We start from the raw sequence: 18,304 nt of genomic DNA on the forward strand, positions 1-18,304 counted from the left end.
AGTTCCCTTATGCCATTCGATATTTAGATGGTGATACCTCGGTATGTTTCCGAAAAAAATTATTGATATGCGATGCCTCTTCGAAACCCAGGCAATAGCTGATTTCTGAAATATTCCAGTCTGTATGTTTGAGCAAGGCCTTCGCTTCTCTCGCCATCCGGTTGGCGATATAATAACTCGTGGTTTTACCAGTGGTTTCCTTAATCGCGCGGTTCAGGTGGTTCACATGCACAAACAGCTGATCGGCATAATCTTTCGCAGAACGCATAAGCAGCCGCTGCTCCGGCGATACAATCGGGAACTGCCGCTCCAATAACTCAGAAAAAACAGCGGTAATTCGTGCATTAGCATCTGTATGTTGCACCAGGCCATTGGCAGGCTGTAGTTTCAAGGCATAGTGGATCATTTCGGTCACATAGGTTAGCAATAAATCCTGTTTGTATTTATAATCAGATGCTGTTTCTTTAATCATCTTTCTAAAAATCAGCGAAACCTCCTCCTGCTCTTGATCATCCAGCAGGTAACAAGGTTTTCCACCAATGGAAAACATAGGGAGGTCATTTAGGCTGCCCCTTAGTTTTTCGGTGTAAAAGGCTTCTTTAAATATACAAAAGAAGCCTTTATTGTTACCCTCTAAACATTCCATTTTATAAGGCACCCGCGGATTGAAAAACAGGAGTGCCGTGCCATCAATTTTTATCGTTTTATCGGCATAGTGATAAAGGTTAGTGCCCGAAACCAGGCTGATCTTGAAAAAGTCACGCCGTGTATACTCCACAGTCGAGTTCCCTTCCGGCGTACTGATGTCTTCCATCACAAATACATTGAAATCGCCAATCGCTTTTTGCGCGTCACCAGATAGTCCGACAAACTTATGTTTGTAAAATTCTTCCAGCGTTTCCGTTTCTGCCATCCTGTTTTTCGCTTCCATCAAACTGATCTCCTTTTTCTTTTAGTTGCGCGCTTCTATTGGTAGCCACTTTCTTTTAGAAACTATGCTCTTTGATAAAGCCTTTTCATGAGTAGTCGCTTCCTTTTGAAAAACTATTCTCTTGAAAACTCTTCTCTTTAGTAGAACCATCCTTTTAAAAAATTATACTCTTCAAAATCTCTACTTTTTGGTGTCCCTTCCTTTTAAAAAACTATGCTCTTAAAAACTCTTCTCTTTAGTAGAACCTTCCTTTTGAAACCTATGCTCTTTGAAAAACTTCCCTTTTTTGCCTCTTCCAAAATTAAAAATATTCTCTCAATTAATGACCTGGTGTACTAACGACTGCATCAAAACCTGTGGATTTTCCCAGCGCCGCCCATTGTTTCATATCTTGTTGTACCGCAGCTATTTTTGCTTCTGCAAGCGCATAGGCATCCTCACCCAAAAACAAATGTGCCGGAGGGTTTTCCAGGTTCGCCAGACTAATCATAGCCGCTGCACCCTTTTCCGGATCGTTAGGTTGGTTTCCATTAATATCATGCTCATGTGCATCCTGCACTGCACGTACCTCCTGGTATTCCTGAATCTGATTAACTGGTACATTTAAGGAAGTTGAACTTAGAAAATTGGTCCTGAAATACCCAGGCGATACCACCGTGACCTTCACTCCAAAACCTTTCACTTCTTCTCTTAAGGATTCAGAGAAACCATGAACGGCGAATTTTGTTGCACAATAGATACCAAAACCTGCAAAGGCACCCGTAAAACCACCAATGGAGGCAATGTTAATAATGTGCCCTGACCCTTGCTGGCGGAGATAAGGCATGGCTTTACGGATCACGTTAAGGGAACCAAATACATTGATGTCAAAGTTCGCCCGACTTTCAGCATCGGTTAATTCTTCTACTGCACCTGCTAAGCCATACCCAGCGTTGTTTACGATAACATCCAGCCTTCCAAAATGTGAAATCACCTGCTCTATTGCGGCGCCCACACTGTCTTCATTACTGATGTCTACCGACAGCGGAAGAAATTTATCGTTTCCCCCCACCGCTTGACTAAGGTCTTCGACACGCCTTGAGGTGGCTGCCACCTGGTGTCCCTGTGCCAATAATTGCTTGGCCAAACTTAAGCCTAAGCCTTTTGAAGCGCCGGTAATAAACCATACTTTTTGATTTGTTGTTTCCATGATTGTTGCTGTTGATTAATGTAAATCAAAGGTAGATCCTGGCAGGATGGCGTCGTTTGCGGTGAACAAATGAATACTTGCAAAATTCAAACAATGAGGGAGACGCGGTCTATTCAGCACCTAATCGTCCGATGAGTTCTTATACACAAATTTTATACTATTATAAAATAACTGTATTTTCCTTTCTTTATAAGAGTAAACGAGTATATTTTATCATCATAAAAACAGAGATAAATAACAGGTTTATCATGAACTGTGATTATGGCAATATCTTGCAATGACTCAGAAAACATTTTCTTTTCACCTTTAAATTTGACATAAGAAACAATTTTATAACCAGGTGAGAAAACTAGACTGTTGTGTCTCTTTTTTAAGGAGTCGAGTGAATTACTAATAAATCTCTCCTTTTTCTTTAAGGATGTTGTATCATTTGAAGGCAGATACATATAGTTTTTAATGATGAACTTCTGACTTTTATTTTCACGGAACAAAGCAGTAATGAACGATTCAATCGTTGCTATCCTTTTTACAGGTAAATCTTGAGATTTTGCTACGTTTAAGAAAAAAAAGAGACTTGCGATAAAAGTGCAACAATATTTCATGGACATATCTGGATGTTAGAAAATCTTTGAGTTCAAATAATTGATAGCTGATTCCATTTGTTAATACCAATAACCCACTAACCAAAAAAGCCAGGGTTCCGATTCCTTCGAATTGGTTCCCTGGCTTCATCTTTCTATAGCCGTAGCTATGAAAAAGCATCAAAACTTTTTTCCTTTGATATTATTGGTATGCCTGATCTTTACAAACCAGTTTATACACGTTTTATGTAGTCCCTTTTTCCCGATTCCGTAGAACAGTTAAAGGTTTTTACATGCTGATTAGGCTGCAATAATTTCACCTTGTTTCTCAACTAGGTTACTTTAACGTAGACTCTCCGTTGCCATTGAATCTTAACATTGCTTTTGCCTGCGAACCATCTTCAACCCTGTGCCCTTAGGCCATGAGGTATATTTGGATGTAGTCTTTCAGCTTATCAAGGTACTCCGTATTTGATAGAACTAATATACAGCTATTTAGCTATACATGTCAAGTTTTTTTTAAAATAATTATTAACAGTTTTTCCACCCATTTTCCACGTGATTTAAACAGGTTATACACCGTTTACCAACAGGGTTATCCCGTGGTTATCCACAGAGTTATCCACATCTAAACCTACTTCGCCTCACATGTAGCAGGATCAAATATAAATTTGCTCTGGTCAAAACGAATTGGTTTGTCTTTAGCAAAATACGATCGACCCAGGTAAGTCTCAATCACCCCTACGCCTAATATCAACTGACCATCCTTCTTTAAAAAAGCTAATGGGTTTTTATACTCCGTTGGATTATCTGTCCCAATTTTAAAAGTATAATCCACAAATAAGGTGTCGCCACTAAATTTCCCTTCCAGCGTTCCATCGTTTTTACCTTTTTCATGGTATGCAATCAACAGACTTCCAGTCACCTTTCCATCACCAAGGGTGTTGAGTTTAAGGGTAGCTTTATCATTGGAGTCAATTGCCACATAACACTCGGTAGTCGCCAGAGAATCTGATTTTGCTGCATCAGCCTCATTAGCCTTATTGCCATCATTGTTTTGACTGCAACTGGCGAATAATGCTGAAGCACAGAGTAGTGTAAAAAGAACCAGATTTTTCATAAGTCATCGTTTTTATATGCTGATTAAGTTAACCATTTTTTTCGAATTACTGTTTTTAAGCAGGGGGATTGTTCGCTTAAAGAAAATTAACAACACCTAAACATGACCCTGCAGTTGCTAGGGGGTCTCTAGGGGGTTGCTTCGCCCTCTCGTCGCCGTCTCTTCGCCCCCGCCTCGCCTACAGGCGACACAACCCCCTAGAGACGGCTAGTCAACGGCAAGAAAATACTTTATCAATTATAAGTTTATGTAAAGCTTTTAACTTACATTACATATTAAACAGCTTTTAATTACGAACATAGAAAACACTTATCATGGGACTATTACCAACAGGAATACTGGGCGAGATAAATGGATCCGTGGGTCCGGTAGTTACTTACTTATTAAACGGCCAAAATGTAATACGGGCAAAAGGAAAAGGATCTACAAAAGCTCCTAGCCTTGCCCAGCTTGCCAACCGTCAGCAACTGAAAGTGCTGACCGTATTTTTAAAAAGAGCGACCATTTTTTTGAAGAAAGGATTTGGACATTTAGCGCTTGGCACTAAACACAATTACCATAACCTCGCTGTAAGTGCTAACAAATCAACAGCGGTGATGGGTGAATATCCCGACCAATATATTGATTATGAAAAGTTAATCTTAAGCAAAGGAGAGATAGCACAAGCCTCAAACCCGGCCGTAGAACGCGTGGAAAATGGCTTAAAGTTTACCTGGGAGTGTCCGCCGAGCCTCGAATTCAGATTTCACACCGATCAGGTGATGATGCTGGCCTATTCGCCGAAACTGGACCAAAGCGTTTGCATCGATAGCGGTGCCAAAAGAAGAGCGGAGCAAGATGTGTTACCACTCGGTCCTGGCATGCTTAAAGAGCAGCTTGAAGTCTACATCGGTTTTGTGGCAGACGACAGACTTCAAGCTGCGAATAGTAGCTATTTGGGTTCTTTAAGTCCTGATTAAGGCTTATAGTCTAAACCCATATTGTAAAGCATAAATGCCCATTTTTCGGCAGTTTCTTCAATGGCTTTATCCATAGGTTTACCAGCACCATGACCAGCATTGGTCTGGATACTAATAAGTACCGGGGCATTTCCACCTTGTTTTTCTTGCAGGTTAGCCGCAAACTTGAAAGAGTGTGCCGGTACTACACGATCATCATGATCAGCTGTGGTAACCAAAGTAGCCGGGTACTTCACACCTTGTTTCAAGGCATGTACCGGCGAGTAACGGTGCAGGTAGTCAAACATCTCTTTCGAGTCTTCTGAGGTCCCATAATCAAAGCCCCAGCCTGCTCCTGCTGTGAATTTGTGGTAACGCAACATATCCAATACGCCTACTGCAGGGAAAGCTACTTTGAATAACTCCGGGCGTTGTGCCATAGTTGCTCCCACCAATAAACCACCATTCGATCCGCCACTGATGGCCAGGTAATCTTTGGATGTATATTTATTGGCCACCAGGTATTCTGCCGCAGCAATGAAATCGTCAAACACATTTTGTTTCTGCATTTTTGTCCCAGCCAGGTGCCATTTCTCCCCATACTCACCACCGCCACGCAAGTTTGGAACGGCATACACAGCGCCTTGTTCTAACAATACCACCACTGAAGTGTTAAAGGCTGGTGTTAAACTTACGTTGAAACCACCGTAACCATATAATAAAGTCGGGTTTTTACCAGTTAAGGCCAATCCCTTTTTATGGGTAATGATCATCGGTACTTTGGTTCCATCCTTTGAGGTATAGAACACTTGTTTACTTTCGTATTTTGTTGGATCGAAATCTACGTTAGTCTTTTTGTATACTTCTGATTTCCCACTTTCTACATTGTACTTAAAGATGGTGGTTGGGTATACATAGGATGTAAAGATGTAATACAACTCCTTCTCCTGCTTTTTGCTGCCAAAACCATTTGCGGTTCCGATACCCGGAAGCTCCACTGTATGTTCCAGTTTACCGTTTCGGTCGTATTGTAACACCATAGAAACAGCATCCTTAATGTAATTGGCGAATATTTTCCCACCACCTGTCGACGGACTTAATACATTTTCCGTCTCCTTGATGAATACTTTCCAGTTTGCTGCCAAAGGTTTAGCGGCATCAACCGTTACGATGCGGCCATTTGGTGCATTTAGTGTGGTGTAAATGAAAAGCTTAGATCCTTCATTATCTAAAATGTAATGTTCTTTATCGAAATTACTCACAACAGGTACAATTGATGCGTTTGGTGTAGTGAGATCTTTGATATACAACTCATTACCCGAAGTCGAGTTAGCTGCAGTGATAATCAGGTAGCGTTCATCTTCAGTTAAACCTGCCCCAATATAACGGCGTGGCGTTTTTTCCCCTCCGAAAACCAATTGGTCATCTTTCTGGCTGGTACCTAGCTTGTGATAGTATAACTTGTGGTATTGAGTAATTCCGCTCAGCTGACTACCCTCTGTCGGTTTGTCGTAACTGCTGTAATAGAATCCTTCATTACCTTGCCAGGCGATGCCTGAAAACTTGATATAGGTTAGCGTATCGCCAATAATACTTTTGTCTTTGGTGTTCATCACCACAGCTTTGGTCCAGTCGGAGCCACCTTCAGATAGTTGGTAGGCCAATAAACTGCCGTCCTTGGAGAAACTAGTTCCCGCAAGGGAGGTGGTTGCATCCTTAGAAAAAGTATTGGGATCCAAAAATACTTCGGCTTCACCGCCTTCATTCTGGCGGTATAAAACACTCTGGTTTTGTAAGCCAGAATTTTTGTAGAAATAAGTGTATCCTCCTTCTTTGAAAGGCTGTGAATACTTCTCGTAGTTCATCAGTTTCGTTAAACGGTCTTTGATCGCCCCGCGGAAAGGAATTTGCGCAAAGTATTTCTGGCTTACCTCGTTTTGGGCGGTAACCCAGGCTTTAGTGGCTTCCGACCGATCGTCTTCCAACCAACGGTAAGGATCGGCAACGGTGGTACCGAAATAGGTGTCTTTTACGTCTTCTTTTTTTGTTTCTGGATAAGTCATGGCAGCTTGTGGTGTAGTCTTACTCAATTGTGCTTCCGCAAAAATAGGAAACATAGCGGCAAGTAACACCAGGCTGTTTTTTAACGGTTTTTGCATGGTTAAGTTATTTAGGGATTAAAATACAAAAAATGTGGAGATTGAGCCTAATAATCGATCTTAGTGATTTTGATTGTGACATTTATGCAACAAGGTTGTGCAACGATTTATAGGAGATTAAGAACGGGCAATCAATTTGAAATTGGTGAAGAAAATATTAACCAACGTCAACCAAGGTTATAACAAATAAACTTATCTTTGGTATAGGAACAAATTTTGTTATAACATCAAGATTTCGATAATAAGTAAATAGAAACATACCGAAGCATCATTAATATTGGTAATAGCCAGGGTATTATTTTGCCTTCGGCGCTATTGAAACAATTGATATTAACAAACCGATCGGCTGTTGAACTTGAAAATGGGACTATAATAATTAAACCCTGAACCACGACAAGGCTGGGCAGAAGCAGCAGAACAGATGAATGGACTTGGTAATGATTAATCAATATGAAATCTACTGGATATCGTTAAATCCTACTAAGGTAAATGAAATGGCGAATACATTTTACCATTTATTCACATGAACTTCTTCGCCATTATCACATCTTTATTTGCAATAAGCTCCATATTCAGCTATATCAACGCCCGGTGGATAAAGTTACCCGGTGTAATTGGCGTGATGCTCTTGGCCATCTTTTCTGCATTGATTACTGTATTTGCGGGCAAAATGTTCCCGCAATTTACGAAGCTGATTACTGACCTGACCGCTTCCATTAATTTTTCAAATACACTTTTAGACATTTTACTCGGCTTTCTGCTGTTTGCCAGCGCCCTGCATTTCGACATCAAAAAACTCAGGTCGAACTTAAAGGGCGTGGTGCTCATCAGCACGGTAGGTGTGCTGTTATCTACCCTAATTTTCGCAGGTATGTTTTACTACATCTCAGGCTTGATTGGAATAGGCACCCCTTTTATATATTGCTTGGTGTTTGGGGCCCTGATATCCCCTACTGACGCCGTTGCCGTTGCTGCTTTATTGAAAAAAACCAAAATGCCCGAAAGGCTTGAAACCATCATTAACGGAGAATCATTGTTTAACGATGGTATTGGCATCGTACTGTTTATCACCTTCGCTGGATTAGCCTCTACCCCGGGAGCCAGCCTCTCCTGGCAACATACAGCGGTGTTATTTGCGCAAGAAGTTTTGGGGGGGTTGCTTTTAGGATTGGCTTTAGGTTGGATTACTTTGAAAATGATACAGTCCATTCAAGATTTTCAGACCATTGTGATGATCTCATTTACCCTGGTGATGATTATTTCGCTGATTGGAAGCCTGTTGCATGTTTCCATACCGCTCGCCGTAGTAGCAGCGGGGTTATTGATCGGTAGTAGTCCCCTGAGTAGAAGCCGGGAATCTAAACTCAGCGATTACCTGGATCAAATCTGGAAATTGTTCGATGAATTGTTAAACACCATCCTTTTTGTGATGATTGGCCTGCAAATGGTTTCGGTGTCGTTTAGTACTGGGTATTTTATTGCAGGCGGCATCGCCATCATCATTTTACTACTGGCCAGATTACTTAGTATTGTGCTGCCAATTGTATTGTTAAGGCATTCTTTACAAATTAAGTATAGCAGTATTTTGATATTAACCTGGGGCGGACTTCGGGGTGGTATATCAGTCGCACTCGCGCTCTCGCTGCCTCCTTCACCGTATCGTGAACTTATTCTGACTGCAAGTTTCTGTATTGTTGTTTTCTCCATCATTGTGCAGGGACTAACACTAAATAAAGTGGTAAATAAACTGGTTTAATTCGTAAACCAGTTATTTCTTTCTGCTTTTCAAATTGAGATAATCTATATAGTATAAAACTTTTAAAGAAAGACTATTGTTCTGCGGAGCAGATAGTATGCCATTTAAGTTTTCCGTGTATTTTTTCGTAAAATAGTTCGCATTGGTTTCTGCAGCATCTTTATAAGACAGACTAATTTCACTACCTGGTGCAAACTGCCAGGTATAAATAAGATCCACATTAAACACATTATAATTCCGATCCAATCCTTTAAGTGGCTCACCCCCATAAGCCGCAAGGTTCCCGTCGTTTTGCAGCAAGAAAAACTCTTTATTTCTGCGGTCACTCCAGTAGTGCCGGATTCCAACTGTTAATCCCATCCTATTCGTAAAGCTATATTTACCATTCAACGAATTTTCTACTGTGCGGCGATCATACCTGGAAAATAGCGCCTGGTTGTTTTGGGTAGCCACCCAATTTACGTAATTATAATTCGGAGTAAAATCAAGTTGCAGATTTAGACCAACTTGATCATTTAATCTTAAATTCTGATAGAGATAAAACCTGTACTCCTTTCCTTTGAAGAGCTGTTGAGCCTTGTACCTGACATTTCCTCCAAAATGATAGGCTTTAGAGCGGTTTGGATTTACGTAAACAGCAATGCTGTAATTTTCCGGCGTCTTATACACCTGGCCATTTCTAGACTCATAAAAATCATTATTCCTCGAATTATAGTTTAAATTAGTCTCAACAGACCAGAAATTTTTAAAGCGCACATAGGTTCCCAACATTAAACCAAGACTTTGATAGTCTGCAGGCACAACCCTTCGGGAATAGGTGGCATTGAACCAATTCTGCCATTCATTGTACCACTTGCTGGGTTTAAAGATATTGTATGCGACATATGCCGAATGATTTAAAAAATTGTTATTTGTAAAAAATCCCATGTCCGAGGGGTCAAACTTATCATCAGCGTATTTAAGCCCATAATTAAAGTTAAAGTTTCCACTTTGTTTACCGGCTTTCAGCTCATAATTAAAGCCTGTTCCTGCATTTTCACTTTTTATATAACTCATCTTGGCATTGCCATTGATGAAATAGGTGTTTTTTTTGTCATTGATATTAAACAGAAAGGCCGAAACATTAGCATCATAAGCGGCACCTTGCCTTAGGACGTTGGTGTTGATAAAAGTGACTGAACTGTTGTTCTTCAAAGATTGATCAAAGACCAGAATATTGTAGTTCGTCAATGGTTGGGTTTCAACCGCCCTTATCCCGCCTGTAGCGTCCTGAACTTCAATTTCTACATGTTTTGTGATGGCATTAAATACGCCGATACCCAGCCCTTTTGCAGTACGCCCTGAGATCTTGGTCGCATTCAACACTTTAGCTTCTGTTTGATCTTTAATAATATCTTCATCTTCCTTAATACTTAAATAGTTGTGATAAGAAGGTATTGAACCGATCCGTTTAGAATAGAAGAGGTCACCTTTATTAAAGAGTTCCGTTCCTTCTGTAAAGAATTGCCGGTTTTCATTAAATTTTACCTCAAAAGGCGTAAGATTTAGGATCCGGTTGTCTGATTTAACCTGACCGAAATCGGGTACGAGTGTCATATCCAGCGTAAAGCTGTTGTTAATGCCATATTTAACGTCCATCCCGCCATTGAAAGATGTTATTGTATTCTTTATTCCGGGCAGATTAGCAGGAAAATGGTTGACGTAGGCGGCCAGGTACGGCGAAAACGAAAGTCTAAGGGGCGGCTTGATATCCTTCAATCCGGTATATATACCTTCCTGGTTCATTAAACCGTTAACTTTAGGATCTACAAAGTTCCAGAACGTCTGAACATTAGCCAGCGCCCGCCTCCGGATCATGTTAACCCCCCAGTCCTGAACCGGCTTATCGGAAAAACGTAGTGCTGAATATGGAATCTTCATCTCGCAGCTCCATCCATTTTCGTTATGCCTGACAGCGCTTTCCCATACCGCATTCCAATTTGGATCCTCGCCAGCATCGGGCGAATACTTGGCATCAAACTGAACGCCTGCGGCAGTGACAAAGAAGCCATTTCCATTACGTTTATCAAGAAAAGTATCGAAGATAATTCCGATGTAGTCGGCCGTTCCGATGTTATCACGCGTCATTAATTCGTGAGCAACACTATCTGGCTCGTCATATAACTGAGCCGACAAGTAGATAGCCTCATCATCATAAATGATCTTAACTTCTGTACGCCTCTCCAGTTTCTCGATTCGGCCGGGCACCGGGTTCGACTCCACAAAGTCAGTTGCTATAGGAACACCTACCCAGCACTTATCATTTAAGATACCGTCCAGCTTTGGCCGTTCGACCGCACGCGTTGACAACAATTTTTTGACCTTTACGGGATTTTGGGCAAAGGCGTAGCCTGCGCTAATAAGGATTAGCAATAAAACGTAGAATTTCATGGGTTCAGTTGAAAATGATGAAACAAGTTTCCCCATTGCACCTTCTTTATTTGCCTACAGCAAACAAAGAAGGTGCATCAAGGATGCTGGTTCAGAAGATGACTATTTAAGGCCGCCGGTAACAGCTTTGGTTTCTACGTAGTTCTCGATGCTGCCAAAATTGTAACCTTGTTTCTTCATAGAAGAGATATACGAAGGTGTTACCCCGGTTGCCCTTGCAGAGATAATCTCGTCAATGGTAATTTCTTTAAAGCCAAGTGCCCGGTATGCTTTAATCTCATCGGTGGTAATACCAAGGGCCTTCATAGATATCACTTCATCCGATTCTATAGTTGTGAAGCCCGCAGCCTTGATGTTTTTTACATAGTCGGCCGTGATATTTAAGGCCTTCATTGCGATTAGATTTTCATCAGATACATGGAACCCGATTTGTTTGAAGCTGTTTCTGTAGCCTGCATCTATATTCAACACTTTCATGGCGATGATATTTTCCAGCGAAGTCTTATCATCTTGTGCTCGTACATTTTTGTTCTCTGTTTTTTCTCTGGGCTCAACTTTTTTCCGCCGCTCTTTTTGTGGTTTATCGGCCTGCATGGAGCTCTTAAGAAAATCTCCATTAATGCCCTGTGCTTTCAAGGAGATCAATTGGTCTACCGACAGATCTTTATATCCTGATTTTCTGATGTCATTGACGTAAGCCTGGTCTACACCCAAAGCTTTCAACGGTATCAAATCATGTAAACTAACATTACTCAAACCACTAGATTTTAAAGACTGGATAAAAGACTCATCTACTTTCAAAGCAGCTAGGGGAATCAATTCATCTTTGGTAATCTCAGAAAACCCCTGTTTTTTAAGCATGCCTATGTAAGATTTCCTAAGATCAACCATAAAGTAAACCAAGGCGTCATCCTCACTATCTAACCTGATGCCTTCCTTATTCAGGTTGTCTGTGAAACTTTTGTCCGGACTGAACTTATACGTCCCCATGCCCATATTGCCAGTGAATTTGCCATGGAAATGCATTGTTCCTGCCTCGCGGACCAGCGCGAAATTGCCCTCTTGTTCTCTCGGTAAATTATTGAACTCAACAAGTTGGAAGGTACTGTTGCTACCATTATCCAGGTTTTTATCCGAAATTTTTTGAAAACGGATATTGACCGTGTTATTTTTAATGGTTGCAAACCAGTTACCCTCATGATCTAAGGATTTAAAAGCATTTAGCCCTTTCATTGCAGCTGTCTCTTTAGCAGCTGTTGTACTTGGTGGCTTGGCATACGCAATGGGTTCGTTTAGCAAGCACACAAATAAGATTAATATCGGTAGGATAAATAAATATTTCCAGGTGGTATTTATGTTAGATTTTTTTGCGTTCATCATGATCAATCGTCTTTTTAAAATGGATTGGTTGTAGTTGGTGGTTAAGCTAATCGGAAAGTGTGGAGCAGAGACCTTTACCAGACTTAGCTGGTAACTGCCAGGATCAATTCCTTCATCTTTTAACAGATCGGCGTCTGTGAGAAATTCCAGATTATCCTCAACAGCTTTGCGGTACATCCAGGCAAAAGGATTGAACCACTGGAATATCAAAGCCACCTCTGCCAGCAAAATGTCGTAACTGTGGCCTTGCTGTACATGTATCTTCTCATGAAGCAGGATCTGGCTATAAGTATCCCAATCGTACTTCTCTGGATTTATAAAGATATTGTTTGCAAAAGAACAAGGCGCCTGATCACCAGCAAGTTCTACAATACGGAACCTGCCATCCTGAATGACCGGCCGTGAATAAGCACGGTATAAAAGTGTGAGGAGCTGCACAACAAAGTTTATGGCGAATACGGCTACTCCAATCCAATAGATCCAGATGAAAGCTTGAGTGAAGGTGAGGGACTGGAAAAAATATGCATGTTGTTCCGGTATTGCGATTACGTCTGCCTGACCTGGCTGCGCCATCGTTACCGACGGATTTGAAGGCACGGCAGTAGTTGTATGAACTGGATCCGGCAATAGTGCTGCATTCCTAAAAGACCATTGTTGCGGTAAGTGTATCAATGGCAGGATAAATGCGGATACCAGACAGCCCAATAGCATCGCTCTGTTGAGCTTATAAAATGTTTGATTGCGAAGTAGCGCCTTATAGAATACAAGGATTGTACAAATAATAAGGGCCACATGTAGAAGATAGGCTATCATGACTTTTTAGTTTTAATCAGTGATAAAATTTCATTTAATTCTTCTTCAGAAAGATTTTGCTCTTTTGCAAAATAGGCAAGCATTCGCGGGTACGAATTGTCGAAATACTGACTAACCACGTCCTTTAATGCAAAGTTCTGGTAATCTTCTTTTTGGATAAGTGGGAAATATTGAAACATATTTCCAACGCTTTCATGACTTAAAAATTCTTTCTCCTCAAGGATCTTAACCATGGTAGCGACACTGTTGTAATGCGGTTTGGGTTCGGGCAGTAGCGGAATAACATCACGTATAAATGCTTTCCCAACTTCCCAGAAAACCTGCATTATTTGCTCTTCTCTTTTTGCTAATTTGACCATAACAATAATATTTATAATCAAATATACTACTAATGGATTAATAGTGATACTAATAGATTAGTAGATTAGTAACATTTTAGATACATTTTACTCAGCTAGTCTTGATCTTCATGCCACTCAGAAATTTTTATAAAGGTATCAATGAACTGGTTATACTCCTCCTTGCCAATCAATTCAATATACGTTTCGGTTAAATCATTGGTCATTTCACGAACCGCATCATAAAATTTCCTGCCTTCCTCCGTCAGGTAGATCATATTTGACCTGGCGTCAGTTTCACTTTTCTCGGTACTAACTAAACCCAGCTTCTCCAGTTCCTTCACAATCTTACCCACTCCCTGTTTGGTCACTTTAATCTTGTTCACCAAATCAAGATTGGAAATACCATCATTACCTATGTTCATAAAATATGGCATATAGGTGAGGTTAAAATTAATACTATTCATTTCCGCAAGATGTGAAACCGCCCATTTATCCAGGTGGCGTCTTAATCTGTACATTAATCTGAATATAAGTCTCCCGGAAGGATCTGAATTTTCCATGCTATAAAATTAATAGTAATTCTACCATTTATGGTACAAACAAATTTATTGCGCTTAAATGACCAGCAATATAGTAAACTTAGTTGACTATATAGTCAACTAAGTTTACCTTTGCGCGATAAATCAGACCCATGGAAACAGAAGAACCCATCCAAAATCCAAAGAAAAAATACGCTTTACGCGTTGTCATCGGCCTCGTGGCCCTCATTATTGGTTATTATGCCTTTAACAAAATCAGTCATGGCTTAACACATGAAAATACAGATAATGCGCAGATTGAGTCAAATGCATTACCTGTATTAAGTCGTGTACCAGGTTATATCAAGACTTTTTCCATGCTAGATTTTGAAGCTGTAAAAAAAGGCGATACCCTGGCCATCATCGACGACAGTGAATACCTGCTGGCGGTAAAACAGGCAGAAGCCGACCTCTTGGCTGCACAAGCAGAACTTAGCAGTGCCAGGGCACAGATCCCAACAATTAATTCCAATCAAGATGTAGCTTCAGCGGGTATCAGCATCGAAGAGGTGACCCTGCAGCAGGCAAAAAGAGATTTAGCAAGAGATCAGGCACTTTTTGACGAAGGTGCGATCACCAAAAGACAACTGGAAAGAAGCCAATCAGCCTACCAGACAGCAAACAAAATGCTGGCCAGCAGCAAAAGCAAACTGAAACAGGCAGGTACACAAACCGGTAGCGCCAATGCGCAGATTATGCGTGCACAGGCAAACGTTGCCGCAAGGGAAATTGCCTTAGAAAAAGCACAGTTAAATTTAAGCTATACCCGCATTATTGCGCCATCAAGTGGAAAAATTGGAAAGACTAATTTGAAAGCTGGCCAGTTTGTTCAAGGCGGACAGCAATTATTTAGCCTGGTGAGCAATGACCACTACTGGGTGGTCGCTAATTTTAAGGAAACCCAGATTGAACATATGCGCGTGGGACAGGACGTCCACATGGTCATTGACGGTTATCCTGATCAGGACATCCACGGTAAAGTATCAGGATTCAGTGATGCTACCGGAGCCAAATTCTCCCTGCTCCCACCAGATAATTCAACAGGAAATTTTGTGAAGGTTACTCAGCGTGTTCCTGTAACCATCGAAATAGAGGGTGCAGATGCCCTGATGAGCATATTGAAAGCAGGCCTCAGCGTTGACGTGGATGTAAAAGTAAAATAGGCTGCCATGGCATGCTAATTAAATAGAAAATGGACAACCCGAAAAATAAGTTTATAAAAATCATCATTGTCATCACCTGCATCACCGCAGCTGTCATGGAACTGATTGATACTTCTATCGTCAACGTTGCACTGAACAATATCAGCGGGTCATTAGGTGCCACCTTAGAAGATGCCTCCTGGGTAGTTACTGCCTATGCGATTGCCAACGTTATCGTTATTCCACTAACCGGATTTTTAAGTCGCTTTTTCGGCCGAAAAAACTATTACCTGGGTTCTATCATCTTGTTCACCATTGCCTCTTATATGTGTGGCATGTCCTCCTCCTTGTGGATGCTGGTTTTCTGGCGTTTCGTACAAGGTATTGGTGGCGGCGCGTTATTATCGGTATCGCAGGGGATATTATTTGACCAGTTTAAACCGGAAGACAAAGGCATCGCAGGCGGCATATTTGGGATGGGCATTGTCATTGGCCCAACCATCGGTCCTATTTTAGGTGGCTACATTGTAGACAACTATGCTTGGGCATTAATTTTCGACATCAATATCCCTATTGGAATTGTAGCCGCCATCCTGACCTGGAAATATGTAGATAAGAATCCAGATGAGTACAATATCGAACGGAAATCCATCTCCATCGATTACATCGGCATCCTTTCCTTAGCGGTAGGTGTTGGTGCCCTGCAATATGTACTGGAGAAAGGGCAATCAGAAGATTGGTTTCAGGATGAAATGATCCGCTACCTTACCGCTGCCGCAGTTCTGGGTTTAGGACTGTTTATCTGGTGGGAGCTGCATACGAAATCGCCCGCCATTAACCTCAGGGTGATGAAAAACCGCAACCTGATTGGCAGTAACATATTGACCTTTGTGTGTGGCTTTGGCCTTTTTGGCTCTGTGTATCTATTTCCCGTGATGGTGCAGCGGGTAATGGGGTATACGCCTACGGAAGCAGGGATATCTATGATTCCCGGCGCTTTAGTAACTATTTTTGCCATGCCTTTTATTGGCGCCGGACTTGGGAAAGGCATAAAACCCATCTACTTTGTGACTCTCGGTTTTGCCTTATTCATTTTACATGGCTATACGGCATCACAGGCAACCGCCGATGCTGATAAATGGTGGTTCATCACCACGCAGATTTGTCGTGGTCTTGGTACCGGATGTTTAACCGTTCCATTATTAACCCAGGCTGTTGTAGGTTTAAAACCTGCAGACATGCCTTATGGCATATCGCTGAATAACATGTTCCGCCAGTTGGGGGGCGCATTCGGTATTGCCATTATGAATACGTATGCCACAAACCGTTTCGCTACTCACCGGTCAGACCTGGTATCTAACCTGCAGGGAAATAATCCCCTGCTTACAGAACGCTTAAATGGAATTACCCAGGGAATTATCGCCAGGGGTGGCAATGCTGTTTCAGCCAAACAAAGTGCATATGGCATCTTAGATCACACGGTATCTAACCAGGCACAAATGCAGGCTTATCTGGACAGCTTTCTACTCATCGCTATCTTTTTCGTTTGTACTATCCCGTTCATGCTACTGCTTAAAAACCAAAGTATGGATGCAGAAACACGGGCAAAAGTTGCTGCTGCAGCACACTAATTATATTTAAAATCATGATAAAAAGAATATTCAGTATCATCGGACTCCTTTGGATCTCACAGGCTGCATACAGTCAGGAAAGCACCGGGGAGCTTAAAAAACTAATCAACCAGTCATTTTCTTATTTTCCCCAATTTAAGGAACTTGATCAGGCCGTTCAGATCTCTGAAAACCAGATCGATATAGCGAAATCTGCCGGTCTCCCGGCTATTGATGCCAACGGCAATTACCGCTACACCAATCCGGTATCAGAAATCAATTTAGGAAACGGCGATCAGGCGCTCCACTTTCAGATCATGCCCAATAATAGTTATAGCACGATGTTAAATGCCAGTTATACCCTGTGGGATTTTGGGATTGTGAAAGCAGATGTGGCACGTGCCAAAGCAGGACTGCGTTATGCAAAAACCAACATCGCATACAACCAAAGCCAAATGGCTTTCCAGGTAGCTAACCTGTATTATCAGATTGCGTATCTGAAAAAAGCCATAGCCATTCAGGATAGTGTGATAACGTTTTTACTGGCCAACAAGAGAGACACGGAGATTAAGTTAAAAAATGGTGACGCCATTAAATACGATGTACTTTCCATCCAGTCAGGCATTGATCAGGAAAATAACCGTAAAATTGACCTGCAAAACAGCTTGGACAAACAGTATGCTTTAATGGAATACACCAGTGGGATGAAAGTGAGCACAAGCCCTGCGGATTTTAACTTTCCGCTGATCAATAAGGAGAATCTGGAAAATGTGTTGGCAAGTGCGAAAGACAACAATCCTGAATTCCTATTGCTGAATGATAAAATTGGGATGGCGGAAGCAGAATTAGCACAAAGTAAAACCGGTGGACGGCCGTCGCTTAGCGTCATGGCTGGTACCGGATACGCCAATGGTTATACGCCGGATATCGACAAAGCCAGGTATACCTATAATGCTGGTGTAACCTTAAATATCCCGATATACCACGGTGGAAGGGCAAAAAAACAAGTGACATTGTCGCAAAGCCAAGTGCAACAAAGCAAGCTAGCTGCCGAAAGCTTAAATAATACGTACAGAAAAGATATTGAGCAAGCTTTAATAGATGTGAAAAGTAATGCTTCAAGTCTGTTAAACGCCAACGCACAAATTAAGGAAGCAAAGGAAGCCCAAAAGCTTGCACAAAGCAGGTTTAGAAATGGAATTGGGACAAATCTGGAGTTGACCAATGCCAGCACAAACGTTCAAAGGGCATTGCTTAGAAATCTACAATACGAATATCAGCTTTGCATGGCCAGATTAACACTTGCCAAATTAAGTGGAGAAAAATATTGGTAATT

At 41.4% G+C, this 18,304-nt stretch carries 13 protein-coding genes; 5 read left to right on the top strand and 8 right to left on the bottom strand.

Annotated features, from left to right (window positions below; all coding sequences use genetic code 11):
• Positions 1–7: 7 nt before the first annotated feature.
• From IWX76_RS12890 to IWX76_RS12900, 3 genes are all read right to left on the bottom strand, one after another.
• Positions 8–931: a helix-turn-helix domain-containing protein gene (locus IWX76_RS12890; protein ID WP_334641904.1), complete on the bottom strand. Its 924-nt coding sequence runs from the start codon at positions 929–931 to the stop codon at positions 8–10.
• 319 nt (positions 932–1,250) lie between these two features.
• Positions 1,251–2,120, bottom strand: coding sequence for an oxidoreductase (locus IWX76_RS12895; RefSeq protein ID WP_196860337.1), 870 nt, complete (start codon positions 2,118–2,120; stop codon positions 1,251–1,253).
• A gap of 1,215 nt (positions 2,121–3,335) precedes the next feature.
• Positions 3,336–3,821 carry a hypothetical protein gene (locus IWX76_RS12900; protein ID WP_196860338.1) on the bottom strand — a complete coding sequence of 162 codons (486 nt, stop codon included), beginning with the start codon at positions 3,819–3,821 and terminating at the stop codon, positions 3,336–3,338.
• Positions 3,822–4,135: 314 nt separating this feature from the next.
• Here IWX76_RS12900 and IWX76_RS12905 point away from each other — a divergent pair, with 314 nt between their 5' ends.
• Entirely contained in the window at positions 4,136–4,780 is a 645-nt protein-coding gene (locus IWX76_RS12905; RefSeq protein ID WP_196860339.1) for a DUF6266 family protein, read from the top strand.
• On the opposite strand, the gene IWX76_RS12910 is transcribed toward IWX76_RS12905, so the two are convergent.
• A complete protein-coding gene (locus tag IWX76_RS12910; protein WP_196860340.1) occupies positions 4,777–6,918 on the bottom strand; it encodes a prolyl oligopeptidase family serine peptidase in 2,142 nt (713 codons plus the stop codon). The two genes, IWX76_RS12905 and IWX76_RS12910, sit on opposite strands and share 4 nt — an antisense overlap.
• Positions 6,919–7,441: 523 nt before the next feature.
• Between IWX76_RS12910 and IWX76_RS12915 the strand changes: the two genes are divergently transcribed.
• The gene (locus tag IWX76_RS12915) at positions 7,442–8,674 is read left to right on the top strand and encodes a cation:proton antiporter (protein WP_196860341.1); all 1,233 of its coding nucleotides are present in this window, start codon (positions 7,442–7,444) and stop codon (positions 8,672–8,674) included.
• A gap of 12 nt (positions 8,675–8,686) precedes the next feature.
• On the opposite strand, the gene IWX76_RS12920 is transcribed toward IWX76_RS12915, so the two are convergent.
• From IWX76_RS12920 to IWX76_RS12935, 4 genes are all read right to left on the bottom strand, one after another.
• The gene (locus IWX76_RS12920) at positions 8,687–11,104 is read right to left on the bottom strand and encodes a DUF5916 domain-containing protein (protein ID WP_196860342.1); all 2,418 of its coding nucleotides are present in this window, start codon (positions 11,102–11,104) and stop codon (positions 8,687–8,689) included.
• A gap of 102 nt (positions 11,105–11,206) precedes the next feature.
• Complete coding sequence (locus IWX76_RS12925) at positions 11,207–13,297, bottom strand: M56 family metallopeptidase (protein WP_196860343.1); 2,091 nt, start codon at positions 13,295–13,297, stop codon at positions 11,207–11,209.
• Positions 13,294–13,656: a BlaI/MecI/CopY family transcriptional regulator gene (locus IWX76_RS12930; protein WP_196860344.1), complete on the bottom strand. Its 363-nt coding sequence runs from the start codon at positions 13,654–13,656 to the stop codon at positions 13,294–13,296. Before IWX76_RS12930 ends, IWX76_RS12925 begins: the two co-directional genes overlap by 4 nt.
• Before the next feature lie 95 nt (positions 13,657–13,751).
• Positions 13,752–14,156: a MarR family winged helix-turn-helix transcriptional regulator gene (locus IWX76_RS12935; RefSeq protein WP_196860345.1), complete on the bottom strand. Its 405-nt coding sequence runs from the start codon at positions 14,154–14,156 to the stop codon at positions 13,752–13,754.
• A gap of 173 nt (positions 14,157–14,329) precedes the next feature.
• Between IWX76_RS12935 and IWX76_RS12940 the strand changes: the two genes are divergently transcribed.
• From IWX76_RS12940 to IWX76_RS12950, 3 genes are read left to right on the top strand one after another with little or no spacing between them, the layout of a single operon-like run.
• Positions 14,330–15,379: an HlyD family secretion protein gene (locus tag IWX76_RS12940; protein WP_196860346.1), complete on the top strand. Its 1,050-nt coding sequence runs from the start codon at positions 14,330–14,332 to the stop codon at positions 15,377–15,379.
• A gap of 29 nt (positions 15,380–15,408) precedes the next feature.
• Entirely contained in the window at positions 15,409–16,989 is a 1,581-nt protein-coding gene (locus tag IWX76_RS12945; RefSeq protein WP_196860347.1) for a DHA2 family efflux MFS transporter permease subunit, read from the top strand.
• A gap of 14 nt (positions 16,990–17,003) precedes the next feature.
• Positions 17,004–18,302 carry a TolC family protein gene (locus IWX76_RS12950; protein ID WP_334641906.1) on the top strand — a complete coding sequence of 433 codons (1,299 nt, stop codon included), beginning with the start codon at positions 17,004–17,006 and terminating at the stop codon, positions 18,300–18,302.
• Positions 18,303–18,304 lie beyond the last annotated feature (2 nt).

It is taken from the genome of Pedobacter sp. CAN_A7 (genome assembly GCF_015752175.1).
GTDB lineage: Bacteria > Bacteroidota > Bacteroidia > Sphingobacteriales > Sphingobacteriaceae > Pedobacter.

Coding starts and splice junctions, on each gene's coding strand:
- IWX76_RS12890 (WP_334641904.1), bottom strand. CDS start 931: ATGGAAGCGAAAAACAGGATGGCAGAAACGGAAACGCTGGAAGAATTT.
- IWX76_RS12895 (WP_196860337.1), bottom strand. CDS start 2,120: ATGGAAACAACAAATCAAAAAGTATGGTTTATTACCGGCGCTTCAAAA.
- IWX76_RS12900 (WP_196860338.1), bottom strand. CDS start 3,821: ATGAAAAATCTGGTTCTTTTTACACTACTCTGTGCTTCAGCATTATTC.
- IWX76_RS12905 (WP_196860339.1), top strand. CDS start 4,136: ATGGGACTATTACCAACAGGAATACTGGGCGAGATAAATGGATCCGTG.
- IWX76_RS12910 (WP_196860340.1), bottom strand. CDS start 6,918: ATGCAAAAACCGTTAAAAAACAGCCTGGTGTTACTTGCCGCTATGTTT.
- IWX76_RS12915 (WP_196860341.1), top strand. CDS start 7,442: ATGAACTTCTTCGCCATTATCACATCTTTATTTGCAATAAGCTCCATA.
- IWX76_RS12920 (WP_196860342.1), bottom strand. CDS start 11,104: ATGAAATTCTACGTTTTATTGCTAATCCTTATTAGCGCAGGCTACGCC.
- IWX76_RS12925 (WP_196860343.1), bottom strand. CDS start 13,297: ATGATAGCCTATCTTCTACATGTGGCCCTTATTATTTGTACAATCCTT.
- IWX76_RS12930 (WP_196860344.1), bottom strand. CDS start 13,656: ATGGTCAAATTAGCAAAAAGAGAAGAGCAAATAATGCAGGTTTTCTGG.
- IWX76_RS12935 (WP_196860345.1), bottom strand. CDS start 14,156: ATGTACAGATTAAGACGCCACCTGGATAAATGGGCGGTTTCACATCTT.
- IWX76_RS12940 (WP_196860346.1), top strand. CDS start 14,330: ATGGAAACAGAAGAACCCATCCAAAATCCAAAGAAAAAATACGCTTTA.
- IWX76_RS12945 (WP_196860347.1), top strand. CDS start 15,409: ATGGACAACCCGAAAAATAAGTTTATAAAAATCATCATTGTCATCACC.
- IWX76_RS12950 (WP_334641906.1), top strand. CDS start 17,004: ATGATAAAAAGAATATTCAGTATCATCGGACTCCTTTGGATCTCACAG.